A 14,863-nucleotide genomic window follows, 5' to 3' on the forward strand; every position below is an offset into this window, starting at 1 on the left:
TAGCTAAAAGAAAAGCCCTCAGGATGAGAGCTTTGCTAAATGTCCTATTTAGGTACTATAAATACGATCAGCTGATTATTTCGCTGCTTCGCCCCAAGCTGGAACAACCGCTTGCATGAGTGGTTTTAACATTTTCATTGAACATGCTAAAACTTGACCATTTTCCATAGAGTCGCTGCCACCACGTGCATCGACCACAGTACCGCCCGCTTCTTTCACAATTAACTCACCCGCAGCAATATCCCACGGTTTTAAGCCAAGTTCAAAATAGCCATCTAAACGACCTGCAGCCACATAAGCCAAGTCCAATGCAGCAGAACCTGCACGGCGGTATTGAGCGCCTGCTTCTGTCACATTCAATAAACTTTCAAAATGGTTTTTGGCATAAGAAACAATTTCGCCATCACGCTTGGCACGATAAGCATGACCCACTGCCAAGAAAGTGTTATCTAAACTGTCTTTTACATTTACACGAATACGACGTTGATTCATCATCGCACCACGGCCACGGCTCGCAGAGAACAATTCATCTTTTACAGGATCGTAAATAACACCGTGCTGTGTCACACCTTTGTGTTGCACTGCAATGGAAATACAAAAATGAGGGAAACCGTGAACAAAGTTTAAAGTGCCGTCTAGAGGATCAATTACCCAGCACCAGTCGGCATCGTGACCTTTACCTTCCTGCATGCCAAATTCTTCACCGAGGAAGCTGTGATTTTTATAACTTTTGCGTAAAGTATCAATGGTCAATTGCTCGAGGTAACGATCTACGCGCGTTACAGGACCATCAATGCCTTTTTCTTCGACTTGTAGATCGAGTTTATGACGATTCTGATGCGCTTTTAAAAGCTCTTGACCAACTGTTTGAGCCGCACGCGCAGCCATCACCACCATAGGTTCCATTGAACACCCACTACAAATTTGAAGAGATTGATAAAGAATAATGCATGAAAGCCCCAATATTTTAGCAAATATTGAGGCTTTTGGGGAAGAAGTGTTGCTAAAAATTAACTCAGTATAGATTGATGCAGTTTTTGCCAAGTATTTTGCATCGATTTTTCAATGCCTTGTGCGTCTAAACCAGCCTGTTGCAGCATTTGAGCATGTGTTGCCTGATGCATAAAACTGTCTTCTAAACCTAAATGAATGATGGGTTTGACAATCTGTGCCTTCGCCAAGTATTCACTCACGGCACTGCCCGCACCACCCATAATCGCATGTTCTTCAACAGTAACGAATAATGCAGTGCTGTCTGAAATCTCAGCTAACAGTTTTTCATCCAGTGGTTTCACAAAACGCATATTCACCACACGTACTGCGACATCGTGCTGCTGAGCAAATGCTTCAGCCGCTTCAACTGCCGCTTGCACACGGCTACCAAAAGCCAGCACTGAAATGTAGTCATCATATTGTAGATTGAACAGCGCTACAATTTCAGCTTGTCCCAATGGAATTGCAGTCATCTGCTGCTGAATTTCGACCCCTAAACCATGCCCGCGTGGATAACGCACTGCTGCAGGGCCATTATATAAATAAGCCGTATGCAGCATTTGACGACATTCATTTTCGTCTTTTGGCGCCATAATCACGATATTCGGTACGGTACGCATATAGGCGTAGTCGTAAGCACCTGCATGGGTTGGGCCGTCTTCACCCACCAAACCTGCACGGTCGATACCAAAAGTGACATCCAGATTTTGCAAAGCGACATCATGAATCAGTTGATCATAACCGCGCTGCAAGAAGGTAGAATAAATCGCCACCACAGGCTTTAAACCTTCGCAGGCCATACCCGCAGCCAAAGTCACGGCATGCTGTTCGGCAATCGCGACATCAAAATAGCGTTCTGGAAATTTTTTGGCAAATTGCACCATGCCTGAACCTTCGCACATGGCTGGCGTTATGGCCAATAAACGTGAATCTTGTTCTGCCTGATCACATAACCACTGCCCAAATACATCAGAATATTTAGGCGCGCTAACGGGCCCAGCTTTGGCATGAATTTTACCAATGGCGTGATATTTTATTTGATCGGCTTCTGCAGGCGCAAAACCTTTGCCTTTTTTGGTGTAAACGTGAATTAAACGTGGACCTTTACGTTTTTTCAGCGCATTAAACACATGTGTGAGTTGTTCAACATCATGCCCATCGAAAGGGCCGAAATAATCAAACCCGATGGCTTTAAATAAATTGTCTGCAGCTTCAGTGGCGGCACAGTGCAAACGCGAGTTATACGTCCACTTCGGATGTGGCTGCACGTAAGCCTCGCCAGTTTCACTGACATGAACCGACTCACCACGCTCCCAAATCGCTGCAAGATGTTTGGCAAAGCCGCCTGTGCTGCATGAAATTGACATATCGTTGTCATTCAGCACCACCATCATATCGGCCTGATGCGCAACTGCATCATTCATGGCTTCAAAGGCCATCCCTGCCGTCATAGCGCCATCACCAATAATTGCTACCACTTCACATGGGTTTTGCTGATAACGACGTGCCAATGCCATCCCCAAACCTGCAGAAATAGCTGTTGAGGAGTGACCAACACCAAAGGTATCAAAAATAGATTCTTCACGCGCAGGAAATGCAGCCAAGCCATCTTTGGCACGAATGGTGGTGAGTTGCTCGCGGCGTCCTGTCAGGGCTTTATGCGGATAAGCCTGATGACCGACATCCCAAATTAAGCGGTCTTGTGGAGTATTAAAGCAATAATGCAGCGCAACAGTCAGTTCGATCACGCCTAAGTTTGCGCCAAAGTGTCCTCCACTTTGACCTGCGGCATACAAAATGAATTGACGTAACTCATCTGCCACCTGTGGAAGCTGGCTTTGCGCGAGTAAACGTAATTGCTGCGGATGGTCAATCGTATCGAGCAATGGTGTTACAGGGCGTTGAGTTGGAATTTCTGTATACAGCATATGTGGCAAAGCCTTCTAAAGCCTGGCAAATCCTAAGCGAGGTCAATGGGAATTACTCGATCATATAACCGAATGGTATTACCTTCAATCAGCCACATTTCTAGCGATGTAGTTTTGAGCAGTGATTTCAGTTGGGCACACGTTGGGTGGGTAGATTATCCTGAATAATCTCACTATTTATCAACCATTATCGTGCGCTTTATACAAAAAAGAAAATCTTCTGTATAAATTCGTGTTCGCTATTCTACTAATGTCTGGGCATTACGCTATACTTTAAACAATTTATCGACTATTTCACGAGTTAAACAGTGCCGATTAAGTTTGTCGCAACCTCACGATTACCGACCGCATTTGGTGAGTTCAAGATTACGGTATTTCAAGATCCTGAAACTGGCGAAGAACATGTGGCATTATCCAAAGGTTTAGACTCCGCACCTAGCGAACCTGTTTTAGTACGCATCCACTCAGAATGTTTAACTGGCGATGCTTTCGCGTCTTTGAAGTGCGATTGTGGCCCGCAGTTACAAGCTACTCAGCGCCTGATTAATGATGCAGGACAAGGGGTGATTTTATATTTACGCCAAGAAGGCCGCGGCATTGGCTTGACCAATAAAATTCGTGCTTATGCCCTGCAAGATCAAGGACATGACACCGTCGATGCCAATTTGATGCTGAATTTACCTGCCGATGCACGTCGCTATGACATGTGCAGCATTATGCTAGATCATTTGCAGGTCAAGGCTGTACGCCTAATTACCAATAACCCGTTGAAAATTCAAGCATTGCAAGAACAAGGGATTACGGTGGTAGACCGCGTACCACTCACTGTGGGTTTGAATCCATTCAATGAGGAGTATTTGCAAACCAAGCATGAGCGTATGGCGCACATGTATGATAAAGGTGACTTCTAAGTCACCTTTTTTAATTAGGGATGCCGCAATTTAGACCTGATTTACTTAAATCGTCATCGAAAAAATACGGTTATTTGGCATACGGCGTTTTAAGCGCAAATCAAAGGCCATACAAATATTGCGCACAAAGGGTTTGCCTTTTTCCAGAATTTGAATGCGCTGATCTTGAATCGACAGCAATTCATCTTCTTGCATTTCTTGCAATTGCTGTAATACCTGCTCAATTTCTGCAAAGTTCAGTTCGGGATTAGCCCAAGAGGTTTCAAAGCTGCACATTAAATTCAAAATATGCTGACGAATCACCAAATCTTCCCGATCCAGCACATGCCCTTTAAACACAGGAATTTCATTGCAGGCTAAACGTGCATAATAATCTTCAATGCTTTTTTCATTTTGCGCAAAGCTATACCAACTGTCGCTAATAGATGAAACACCCAAGCCAATCATTAGCTGCGTTTTAGATGCGGTATAGCCCATAAAATTACGATGCAAGGTACCATTTTTAAACGACTGATACATACCATCACTTTCTAAGGCAAAGTGATCCATTCCAATTTCATGATAACCATGTGCCAAGAGCCTATTTTTACCCTCTTCATAGCACTGACGTTTTAATTCATCTTTAGGTACATCTTCATCTTTAAAACCACGCTGCCCATTGCCTTTAATCCATGGCACATGTGCATAACTGTAAAACGCTAAACGGTCTGGCATTAAACGTTGGGTCTGCTCAATGGTATTTAATACATCTTCCAGATTTTGAAAGGGCAAACCAAAAACCAGATCATGTGAAATAGAATCATAGCCAATTTCACGCGCCCACTCGGTCACACGTTGCACATGTTCAAAAGGCTGAATCCGATGAATGGCGCGCTGCACTTTTTCATTATAATCCTGCACGCCATAACTAACCCGACGAAAACCCAAGTCATATAAAGTCTGTAAATGTGCGCGGGTGGTGTTATTGGGATGACCTTCAAAACTAAATTCGTGCTGTTCTGCCACCTTGGCTTTTACCAAAATGCCTTGAATGAGCTGCGTCAAATGCTCAACAGAAAAGAAAGTTGGTGTGCCACCGCCCAAATGAATTTCTTTAATGATGGGAGTGCTTTCGAGCAACTGGCAATATAAATCCCACTCTTTTAATAAGGCCTGAATATATGGCTGCTCGACTTCATGGCGTTTAGTGACGCGTTTATGACAACCACAAAAAGTGCATAAACTTTCGCAAAATGGCAAATGAATATACAGACTGATGCCTTCGCTGGCATTGGATTCATCAAACGAACGCTTCAGCGTCTGCTGCCAGGCCTTGGCTGAAAAGGTGGCCTCATCCCAATAAGGTACGGTTGGATAACTGGTATAACGTGGTCCAGGCACATTGTATTTTTGAATTAAAGAATTTGCCTGCTGTGTCATCCACTCTGCCCCATTCAGTTAATTGTTGCTGAATAAAATTTAGATTGTAAAAACTATTGTGCTGAGCTTGTGCAGGGAAATCAACCAAGTGTTTTGCTCGGAATACACGCTGAAATACAAAGCCCCTTACGCAATTGCCGGATGGATTTGCAGCAAACTGGATAAACCCCTTAATTTTTAGACAGTTTTATGTTTTGATGTAAGCCATTTTATTTTTATGCTGAGGTGGCCATGTCGCATCCTACTCACGCGGATATTCAACGTGTACGGGAATTTCTTCTCGATTTGCAGGCGCGAATTTGTGCGGCTTTAGAACAACAAGAACAAGCAGGTGGCGGAAGCGCACAGTTTGAAATTGATGACTGGCAACGCCCTGAAGGTGGCGGTGGTCGTTCCCGCGTTTTACAAAATGGTACGGTGGTTGAAAAAGGCGGGGTGATGTTCTCGCATATCAATATTTCCAAACTGCCTGCATCTGCAACCGAGCGTCATCCGAATATTGCAGGCGCACCTGCACAGGCGATGGGCGTGTCATTGGTGATTCATCCGAAAAACCCAAATGTACCCACTTCACATGCCAATGTGCGTTTATTTGTCGCAGAACCTGAAGGACAGCCGCCTATTTGGTGGTTTGGTGGTGGTTTTGACCTGACACCATTTTATCCAAATGATGAAGATGTAGTGGCATGGCACCAAACAGCACATGACTTATGTGCCCCTTTTGGCAATCAAGTCTATGCAGAACATAAACAATGGTGTGATGACTATTTTTATTTGAAGCACCGCGATGAACAGCGTGGCGTGGGTGGTTTATTTTTTGATGACCTGAATCAATGGGACTTTGATACCTGTTTCAGCTATATTCAGGCGGTTGGGAATGGTTATTTGACTGCAATTCTGCCTATTTTTGAGCGTAATCGCGACAAAGCCTATACTGAAGCACAACGCCAATTCCAACTTTACCGTCGTGGACGTTATGTGGAATACAATCTGGTCTATGACCGTGGTACTTTATTTGGTTTGCAGACAGGCGGACGGATTGAATCCATTTTAGTCAGCTTACCGAACTTGGCGGGATGGTCGTATCGTCCTGAATGGGCAGAAGATTCTGCAGAAAAAAAACTCACTGACTATTACTTAAAACCACGCGATTGGTTAAATCTCAAGACGAGTTAAAGCTCGCGACTGGTTCAAACCCTGCATACAGTGCCGTGTAAATAAGATCACAGTCAATGTTCAAAAAAAGCGATTCTTGCACGAATCGCTTTTTTACTTACAAACTTTATCGCTTCTTTTCAAATCAATAAATATGCACAGCATGAATTAACTGTCATGATAGTGTGGATGGATTTTAATAAATGATGTGATCGCGCACCCTATTTGACCATGCACAAACAGGATTTAACCATTCATCATCAAATCATGAGTCAAAGGCAAATTCATCAAACTGTCAAAGCCTTATATCACACTGCGCCACATATGTCAGGAGATCCGCATGTTTAGCCCGCTGTTCAAACACAAAATCTTTCTATTTTGGGCAACCTTTGCCATGTTACTTGGCTCAATCTGCATGACCTTTATTTTTGAAAGTCATCTTTCAGATGGTTTAGCGATTAGCAGCAGCATTTTAGCGGGCATTGCCATGTTCGTAATTGCCACTATTTTGGTTTTAGAAACTGTTTTAGAAATTTGTAATCCTTAAGTCCAAAGACTCCCACCCTTTTATACCTTCATAGGCTTTAGTCCGCGCTGAATTTGACGTATATTGATGCACATTTCAGCACATGGATTTAGGCAAATGCGCAAACAATTTGCTGTGATTGGTAACCCAATTGAACAATCACGTTCTCCTGAACTACATCATGCCTTTGCAAAAAAAACAGGCATAGACCTGCAATACAGCAAACGCCTTGCGCCGCTTGATGGCTTCAGCGACAGCGTTGCAGACTTTTTTAGCCATGGCGGCGTAGGCATGAATGTGACCGTACCTTTTAAAGAACAAGCATTTGCTGAATGTGGCGTCTTGACCGAACGAGCCCAAATTGCCAAGGCAGTCAATACCTTGTGGATGCAAGATGGTGTTTTGCATGGCGACAATACCGATGGTCAGGGTTTGGTTGATGCGATTCGTACTTTGGGCTGGAATTTAGATCATAGCGATATTTTGATTATTGGCGCTGGCGGTGCAACCCGTGGCGTAATTTACCCGTTGGTACAAGCAGGTGCAAAAAAAATTGTGATTGCCAACCGCACCCTTGCCCGTGCTGAACAACTAGTTGCCGACTTGCAAGCCGCTGTACCGCAAGCAGAATTACGAGCCATGGCGCTCACCGATTTAACAGGTCATTTTGATTTAGCCATTAATGCGACGTCTGCTAGTTTATCGGGAGATGCACTTACCTTGCCTGAATGTTTGCAATTTAATTTTGCTTATGAAATGGCTTATGGCAAACCTTCAAGCTTTTTACAGCAAGCCAAAGCGCGTGGCGTACCGACCTCAGAAGGTTTTGGCATGCTGGTTGGACAGGCAATTGAGTCTTTTTATATCTGGAATGGCGTAAAACCTGACCTGAAAGATTTCCTCTAAAGTTTTATGCTACCTCCATGACTTTCGGCACAAAGGGGCATGATTTCTGCTCCTTAGCTCAAAGTATTTGAAACTTCCTGTGCAAATTAAATGATCTTTTCGCATAAAATTGGGTTAATTGACAACCGTATATCGCCTTAAAACCATATAAATTGCAGCTTATGAAACACAATATACCAAAGTATTAATATTGATATTTGCATTATTAATCAACATGATACAAATAAATCAAAGATTTACACCTTGTTATTCTTCACGATTCACGATAAAACTAAACTAATCCTTGTCTAAAAAATTTATTCGCATTTCTGACATTTTTATTCGCTATTCTTATCAATGTTTTTTAAGCATGAGTGTGAATAATCAACATATCGATACAGATAATCCAAAACTATTTCTAAATTAGGATTAAGACTATGCCAGCGTATAAAGCCCCATTACACGATATTCGTTTCTTAATGAACGAAGTGCTTGATTACCCAACCCACTACAAAAATCTTTCTAACGGTGAACTTGCGGACGCAGATACAGTCGATATGATTTTGGAAGGTGCAGCAGATTTCTGTGAAAATGTACTTTCTCCTCTTAATCAATCAGGCGATGAAGAAGGCTGTCATTTTGAAAATGGCAATGTGACCACACCTAAAGGCTTTAAAGAAGCTTATGATCAATTTGTGCAAGGTGGTTGGCAAGGTCTGTCTTATCCTGAGCAATATGGCGGTCAAAACTTGCCAATGTCGCTGAACCTTATTAAATCTGAAATGATGGGTACTGCAAACTGGTCATTCCAAATGTATCCGGGTTTAAGCATAGGTTGTATCAATACCATTATGCAATTTGGTACAGACGCGCAAAAAGATACCTATTTACCACACTTGGTTGCAGGTACTTGGTCAGGCACCATGTGTTTGACTGAACCACAGTGCGGCACAGACTTAGGTCAGGTAAAAACCAAAGCAGAACCGCAAGCCGATGGCACCTATGCGATTTCAGGCACCAAAATCTTTATTTCTGCAGGCGAGCATGACCTGACTGAAAACATCATTCATATTGTGTTAGCACGCCTCCCAGAAGCACCGGAAGGTACGAAAGGTATTTCATTATTTATCGTACCGAAATTCCTGCCAACCGCAGAAGGTACGGTGGGTGAACGCAATCCTGTAACCTGTGGTTCTATTGAACACAAAATGGGGATCCGAGCCTCAGCAACTGCGGTGTTAAACTTTGACAATGCCGTGGGTTATTTGATTGGTGAACCAAACAAAGGCTTACATGCCATGTTTACCTTTATGAATACTGCACGTATTGGTACGGCAATTCAGGGGATTTGCCATGCAGAATTGGCGTTCCAAGGTGCATTGCCGTATGCCAAAGAACGTATGTCGATGCGTGCCCTTTCAGGTAAAAAAGACCCTGAAAAAGTAGCCGATGCCATTATTCACCATGCCGATGTGCGTCGTATGCTATTAACACAAAAAGCCGTAGCAGAAGGTGGTCGTGCCATGATTTATCATGCTGCACAACTGGCAGACAAAATGAACGACGCTTTAATGCGTGGTGATACTGCTGCTTTTGAAGCACATGATGACCATTTAGGTTTCTATACCCCAATCTTAAAAGGCTTCTTGACTGAGTTGGGTTATGAAGCTGCCAACCACGGTATGCAAGTGTACGGCGGTCATGGCTATATTAAAGAATGGGGCATGGAGCAAATTGTACGTGATTCACGTATTTCTACACTATATGAAGGTACAACTGGCGTTCAGGCACTCGACTTGATTGGTCGTAAAGTGTTGTTAAGCTCTAAGGGTAAAGTGATTCGTGACTACACCGCTGAAATTTTGAAATTCTGTGGTCAACACGCACGTAACAAATACATGCGTCGTTTTGCATGGGACTTAACCAAGCTATGTGCTCAATGGAACGCATTAACCGTGCGCATTATGTTGGCAGCTCGTAAAGACCGTGACATCGTATCCAGTGCTTCTGTAGATTTCTTGATGTTCTCTGGTTATGTCATGATGGCTTATTTCTGGGCGCAACAAGCGGCTGTGGCTTCGACCAAATTGGCAGAAGGCAATGGTCAGGAAACACCTGAGTTCTATAAAGCCAAAATCAAAGTTGCAGATTTCTACTTTGAGCGTTTATTGCCACGTACCCAAGGTCATGCAGAAGCCATGATCAACCCATCTAAAACCATGACTGCATTAGCACCAGAACATTTTAGTTTTGATTACTAAAATATTCTAAGCAAATGTAAACCAAAAGAGCGCGTAATGCGCTCTTTTGGTTTTGAATTGTAAACTTCCATCTACAAAATCTTTTTGGAATCATCATTCACAGCTGCCATTTTGACTAATCCCAAAGCATCACAAAAATGCTTCCAACACCGAATTTAAAAACACATGCCCTTGCGCGGTACATGCCAATCGCTTCGGATCATCCTGCAACAATTGCCGCTGACGCAATGTATTTAAAATATCCTGCAAATCTTCCAAATTTAAACCTGTACGGGCAGCATACAAGTTTGCCTCAACCCCATCATTCAGGCGCAGTGCATTCATCATAAATTCAAACGGTAACTCATCGGCTGCAATTGCTTTAAACTGCAAGTTTTCCGCAGGTACTTTGGCTAAGTAATCTTTCGGCAAACGGGTTTTTTGGAAGCGATACACACCATCAGGCATAGTCACTTTACCATGTGCCCCCGCACCTATCGCCAAATAATCGCCAAACTGCCAATAATTTAAATTATGCGCAGACGGCAACTCTTTACGCCATGCAGACACTTCATAATTCACAAAACCTTGCGCAGTTAAATAAGCTTCACCTTGCGCCTGAATTTCTTCCAAGACATCATCTACAGGTAAAATCGGCTGAGTGCGGAAAAATACAGTATTAGGCTCGATGGTCAATTGATACCATGAAATATGCGTTGCACCATGTTCCACTGCCAGTTTTAAATCCTGCAGTGCCTGCTGCAAAGTCTGTTCAGGCAAGCCATGCATTAAATCGACATTAATTCGCTGAAAGCCCGCTTCACGCACCAAGCCAATTGCGGCAATCGCATCATCATTAGAATGAATACGCCCTAATTTTTTTAAATGCTCAGTATTAAAACTCTGCACGCCAATCGACAAACGGTTAATGCCTGCAGCCAAATAATCTGCAAAGGGATCATGCTCCACTGTACCTGGATTGGCTTCCAGCGTAATTTCGCAGTCATCCTCAAAAGCAAGCACGGCTTTAAGCTGTGTAAATAACCATTGGTAACCCTGTGCTGAAATCAGCGAAGGCGTACCACCGCCAATAAAGACGCTGTGGATTTTTCGTCCCTGCGCAAACTGAGTCTGAGTTTTAAAATCTTCCAGCAAAGCCTGTAGATATTCTTGCTCTAAATCTAAACTCAATTTACCGTCAGGCACAGCATGAGAATTAAAATCACAATACGGACACTTACGCACGCACCACGGCATGTGAATATATAAAGATAAAGGAATATCAATGGGATGAAGTGGGTTCAAAGACAGGCTCAATGCAAAATCAAAACAGTGATACAGATTTTAACATGACTACAGCAAGACACCGATGTATTGCCTAGAATTTGCTTTAGACTAGAGTATATGAAATAAGAAAAAATGTGCAAATGATGAAGATATCCAGCCAATTACTCTTAATTTTGCCACTGGCGATGGGCATCGGGATTGCAATGGCATTTCAAACTGCAATCAACAGCCAATTGCGTGAATATTTATATTCTCCGCTACAAGCTGCCCTTTTCTCTTTTTTGGTTGGTACAATAGTTTTAGCCGTACTGGTATTTTTTCAGCAAGTCGAAAAACCCAACCTCAGCACCTTGCTCAACATTCCTTGGTATTTATGGATTGGCGGATGTTTAGGGGTTTATGCCATCAGCATGAGTATTTATAGTGCTCCCAAACTAAGTTTGCTTACTTTGTCTGGGGTGATTATTTTTGGACAAATGGTCACCTCAATGCTGATTGATCATTTTGGGTTCCTGGGCACTGAAAAAGTTGCTATCAACTGGCAACGTCTTCTAGGTAGCGTAGTGATTTTTATTGGTGTGCTTCTCACTTTACAACGCTAATACCCAAACGCTAAGCACCTCAGCCATTGAGATTTTTTGTGTCAAATATACATTCTGTGACCACGACCCGTTTTGAATTAAAACAGCTTTTTAAACTGATGATTCCAATTTTGGTCACACAATTTGCGCAAGCTGGTTTAGGTCTAATTGATACCATTATGGCAGGTCACATGTCTGCCACCGACTTAGCGGCCATTGCTGTTGGGGTTGGTTTATGGATGCCCATTATGCTGCTGTTCAGTGGCATTATGATTGCCACCACACCCTTAGTCGCCGAAGCCAAAGGCGCACGTACCCCAGAAAAAATTACCACCATCGCCCGTCAATCTTTATGGATTGCATTTATTTTAGGCGTGATTGCCGGACTGATTTTACAGCTCATGCCGGCACTATTGCCGTTATTTGGTGTGCCTGAAAATTTACAGCCCAAAGCAGGCTTATTTTTACATGCCATCGGTTTTGGGATGCCTGCCGTGACCATGTATGCCGCTTTGCGCGGTTATTCAGAAGCATTGGGCTATCCACGCCCTGTGACCGTAATTAGTCTGTTGGCATTGGCTTTATTGGTTCCACTGAACTTTATGTTTATGTATGGTTGGGGGCCTATGCCTGAACTGGGCAGTGCGGGTTGTGGTTTTGCCACTGCCATTTTGCAATGGTTAATGTTTATAACTTTGGCATTTTATATTTTTAAAAGTCCCGCCTATCAAAGCACACAGGTATTTAGCCAATGGGAAGCGATTGATGCGGTCTGGATTAAACGTATTTTGCTGTTAGGACTGCCCATTGGTTTAGCTATTTTCTTTGAAGTGAGTATTTTTAGTACTGCCGCTATTGTGATTAGCCCTTTGGGAGAAACCAAACTGGCAGCCCATCAAATTGCCATGTCGGTCACATCTCAGTTATTTATGATTCCCATGTCTTTAGCAATTGCCCTGACCATTCGTATTGGCACCTATTATGGCGAACAAAATATACACGCCATGCGTAAAGTACAAGGCTTGGGCTTTGCAACTGCAACTGTATTTGCCTTTTCCACCATGGCACTGATGTGGTTTTTCCGTCCTGAAATCATTTCAATCTATACCCGTGACCCGCAAGTGGCGCAAGTGACGATGTCTTTATTAATATTTGCGATTGCCTATCAACTCATGGATGCGTGGCAAATCAGCGCGGCAGGTTGTTTGCGTGGCATGCAAGACACGCAAGGCCCAATGTGGATTACCATGCTCGCTTATTGGGTTGTGGCCTTCCCCATTGGCGTGTATTTAACCCGTTATAGCAGTATGGGCGCTGCAGGGGTTTGGGTCGGACTGATTGTCGGTTTAAGCATTGCCTGCGTGTTACTTCTGACCCGCTTATATTTCAATAATCGACGACTTGAACGCCAGTTTTCAGCATAAACCTCAGCCTACTTACCCGCATGCTGAAATACGTTTTGGCATGTGGGTCGTGTGATGAAAATAAATGCTTTAACAATTAAAAGTAGGCATTTTGCTCACGAACACTTATGATCAAAAGATAGTAAAGATGATCTTGAGGAACATCGCATGGCAAAAACGGCGCGCACACCCGGTCGTCGCTTTATGAAACTTGCGAGCATGACAGCAAGTATTGCAACCAAAACGGTAACGAACTCGTTAAAAAACATCACCGCAGACGAAGAACAAAAAAATGCGGCACGCAGCCAATTGTTTCAGGATATTGGTATCCAAATCGCTGATACCTTAGGCGAAATGAAAGGTGCGGTGATGAAAGTCGGGCAAATTGCCTCGCAATATAAAGATATTTTTCCGCCTGAAGTTGCCAAAGCCATCAGTAAATTACAGCGCCAAGCACCTGCCATGCCTTTTGCTGAAATTAAGGCACAAGTTGAAAAAGAACTCGGTAAACCGCTCGACAAAATTTTTAAACACTTTGATGAAACTCCGTTTGCAGCCGCATCTATTGGGCAAGTGCATAAAGCCATTTTACCCAATGGCGAGCAAGTGGTGGTCAAAGTGCAATATCCTGGGGTCGATGAAGCCTGCGAAAGTGACCTGAAACAAGTCCGTTTGGCACTGCGTTTAATGGGTGTACTTAAAATAGACCGTAAATTACAAGACCGTCTATTTCAGGAAATTCAGGAAAGTTTAGACAATGAGCTGAATTACCAGATTGAGGCACAAAACCTAGAAGTAGCGCGTACGTTTCATGCGGCTTTGGATGATAAAATTATTATCCCGCAAGTGTTTAAAGACTATTCATCACGGCATATCCTCACATTGAGCCTAGAGCAAGGTGAAAGTATTGAAACGGCAAGCACATGGCCACAGCGTACCCGCAACACTTTGGGACGACGTTTATTGCGTGCCATGGGTCAAGAAATCTTTTATTTAAAACGCTTTCATTGCGACCCGCATCCGGGCAACTTTGCGTTCCGCCAAGATGGTTCTGTGGTGATTTATGATTACGGCGGCGTCAAAACTTTGTCGAATGATGTCGTGCATCATTTTAGACAACTGATTCATGCTGCACGTGCGCAAGATATTGCCGAAATTGAACAGCATTTAGACGCACTACAGGCCATTTCTGCATTGGGCAAATTCCCTGAAGATTTATATTTGCAATGGTTAGAAGTGCTGATGCGTCCACTCACCACACATTATGATTTTGCTGAAAATTCTGCGCATCATGATGGTGTTGAGTTGGTCAAAAGTTCACTGAAATATTGGGATGTGTTTAAGCCTTCTCCCGATACATTAATGGTGAATCGTACCGTTTCAGGACATTATTGGAATTTAATTCATTTAAAAGTACATGATAATTTAAATGATATTTTTGAAGAACTGGTTCCACCACGAGCTTAGACTCAGCTTTGGACGAAGCAAAGGATGCTGAAAATAAAACTCAATCTGTTTGGGTTTTATTTGCTAAA

General features: G+C 43.1%; 12 protein-coding genes. 8 read left to right on the forward strand and 4 right to left on the reverse strand.

Going from position 1 to position 14,863, the window contains the following annotated elements; genetic code table 11:
- Positions 1 to 75: 75 nt before the first annotated feature.
- Positions 76 to 906, reverse strand: a complete 831-nt coding sequence (locus K1T76_RS11650) for an inositol monophosphatase family protein (RefSeq protein ID WP_230245427.1) — start codon at positions 904 to 906, stop codon at positions 76 to 78.
- Between the two features lie 104 nt (positions 907 to 1,010).
- A complete protein-coding gene (dxs, locus tag K1T76_RS11655) occupies positions 1,011 to 2,921 on the reverse strand; it encodes a 1-deoxy-D-xylulose-5-phosphate synthase (protein WP_230245428.1) in 1,911 nt (636 codons plus the stop codon).
- Positions 2,922 to 3,229: 308 nt separating this feature from the next.
- On the opposite strand from dxs, the gene ribA reads away from it, so the two are divergent.
- Positions 3,230 to 3,832, forward strand: a complete 603-nt coding sequence (gene ribA, locus K1T76_RS11660) for a GTP cyclohydrolase II (RefSeq protein WP_019836887.1) — start codon at positions 3,230 to 3,232, stop codon at positions 3,830 to 3,832.
- Positions 3,833 to 3,877: 45 nt separating this feature from the next.
- Here ribA and hemN read toward each other — a convergent pair whose 3' ends face one another.
- Positions 3,878 to 5,251: an oxygen-independent coproporphyrinogen III oxidase gene (gene hemN, locus K1T76_RS11665; RefSeq protein WP_230245429.1), complete on the reverse strand. Its 1,374-nt coding sequence runs from the start codon at positions 5,249 to 5,251 to the stop codon at positions 3,878 to 3,880.
- A 231-nt stretch (positions 5,252 to 5,482) separates the two neighbouring features.
- On the opposite strand from hemN, the gene hemF reads away from it, so the two are divergent.
- The 4 genes from hemF to K1T76_RS11685 all read left to right on the forward strand — a co-directional run bounded on the left by hemF (position 5,483) and on the right by K1T76_RS11685 (position 10,078).
- The gene (gene hemF, locus K1T76_RS11670) at positions 5,483 to 6,427 is read left to right on the forward strand and encodes an oxygen-dependent coproporphyrinogen oxidase (RefSeq protein WP_230245430.1); all 945 of its coding nucleotides are present in this window, start codon (positions 5,483 to 5,485) and stop codon (positions 6,425 to 6,427) included.
- Between the two features lie 319 nt (positions 6,428 to 6,746).
- Complete coding sequence (locus K1T76_RS11675; RefSeq protein ID WP_004974627.1) at positions 6,747 to 6,953, forward strand: hypothetical protein; 207 nt, start codon at positions 6,747 to 6,749, stop codon at positions 6,951 to 6,953.
- Positions 6,954 to 7,049: 96 nt separating this feature from the next.
- The gene (gene aroE / locus K1T76_RS11680; protein ID WP_230245431.1) at positions 7,050 to 7,838 is read left to right on the forward strand and encodes a shikimate dehydrogenase; all 789 of its coding nucleotides are present in this window, start codon (positions 7,050 to 7,052) and stop codon (positions 7,836 to 7,838) included.
- Positions 7,839 to 8,254: 416 nt separating this feature from the next.
- Positions 8,255 to 10,078 (forward strand): acyl-CoA dehydrogenase C-terminal domain-containing protein, encoded by a 1,824-nt coding sequence (locus K1T76_RS11685; protein ID WP_019836892.1) that lies wholly within the window; start codon positions 8,255 to 8,257, stop codon positions 10,076 to 10,078.
- A 129-nt stretch (positions 10,079 to 10,207) separates the two neighbouring features.
- Here the strand turns inward: K1T76_RS11685 and hemW are convergent, their stop codons facing one another.
- Positions 10,208 to 11,362 carry a radical SAM family heme chaperone HemW gene (gene hemW, locus K1T76_RS11690; RefSeq protein WP_230245432.1) on the reverse strand — a complete coding sequence of 385 codons (1,155 nt, stop codon included), beginning with the start codon at positions 11,360 to 11,362 and terminating at the stop codon, positions 10,208 to 10,210.
- Positions 11,363 to 11,484: 122 nt separating this feature from the next.
- Between hemW and K1T76_RS11695 the strand changes: the two genes are divergently transcribed.
- The 3 genes from K1T76_RS11695 (at position 11,485) to K1T76_RS11705 (ending at position 14,795) form a co-directional block, all read left to right on the forward strand.
- Positions 11,485 to 11,946, forward strand: a complete 462-nt coding sequence (locus K1T76_RS11695; RefSeq protein ID WP_230245433.1) for a DMT family transporter — start codon at positions 11,485 to 11,487, stop codon at positions 11,944 to 11,946.
- Positions 11,947 to 11,984: 38 nt separating this feature from the next.
- Positions 11,985 to 13,349 carry an MATE family efflux transporter gene (locus tag K1T76_RS11700; RefSeq protein ID WP_326845738.1) on the forward strand — a complete coding sequence of 455 codons (1,365 nt, stop codon included), beginning with the start codon at positions 11,985 to 11,987 and terminating at the stop codon, positions 13,347 to 13,349.
- A gap of 147 nt (positions 13,350 to 13,496) precedes the next feature.
- On the forward strand, positions 13,497 to 14,795 hold the full coding sequence (locus K1T76_RS11705) for an ABC1 kinase family protein (protein WP_230245434.1): 1,299 nt from the start codon (positions 13,497 to 13,499) through the stop codon (positions 14,793 to 14,795).
- Positions 14,796 to 14,863: the final 68 nt, after the last annotated feature.

Source organism: Acinetobacter sp. PW68 (assembly GCF_020982655.1).
Lineage (GTDB): Bacteria > Pseudomonadota > Gammaproteobacteria > Pseudomonadales > Moraxellaceae > Acinetobacter > Acinetobacter towneri_A.

Coding starts and splice junctions, on each gene's coding strand:
- K1T76_RS11705 (WP_230245434.1), top strand. CDS start 13,497: ATGGCAAAAACGGCGCGCACACCCGGTCGTCGCTTTATGAAACTTGCG.
- hemF (WP_230245430.1), top strand. CDS start 5,483: ATGTCGCATCCTACTCACGCGGATATTCAACGTGTACGGGAATTTCTT.
- hemN (WP_230245429.1), bottom strand. CDS start 5,251: ATGACACAGCAGGCAAATTCTTTAATTCAAAAATACAATGTGCCTGGA.
- aroE (WP_230245431.1), top strand. CDS start 7,050: ATGCGCAAACAATTTGCTGTGATTGGTAACCCAATTGAACAATCACGT.
- K1T76_RS11650 (WP_230245427.1), bottom strand. CDS start 906: ATGGAACCTATGGTGGTGATGGCTGCGCGTGCGGCTCAAACAGTTGGT.
- K1T76_RS11675 (WP_004974627.1), top strand. CDS start 6,747: ATGTTTAGCCCGCTGTTCAAACACAAAATCTTTCTATTTTGGGCAACC.
- K1T76_RS11685 (WP_019836892.1), top strand. CDS start 8,255: ATGCCAGCGTATAAAGCCCCATTACACGATATTCGTTTCTTAATGAAC.
- K1T76_RS11695 (WP_230245433.1), top strand. CDS start 11,485: ATGATGAAGATATCCAGCCAATTACTCTTAATTTTGCCACTGGCGATG.
- dxs (WP_230245428.1), bottom strand. CDS start 2,921: ATGCTGTATACAGAAATTCCAACTCAACGCCCTGTAACACCATTGCTC.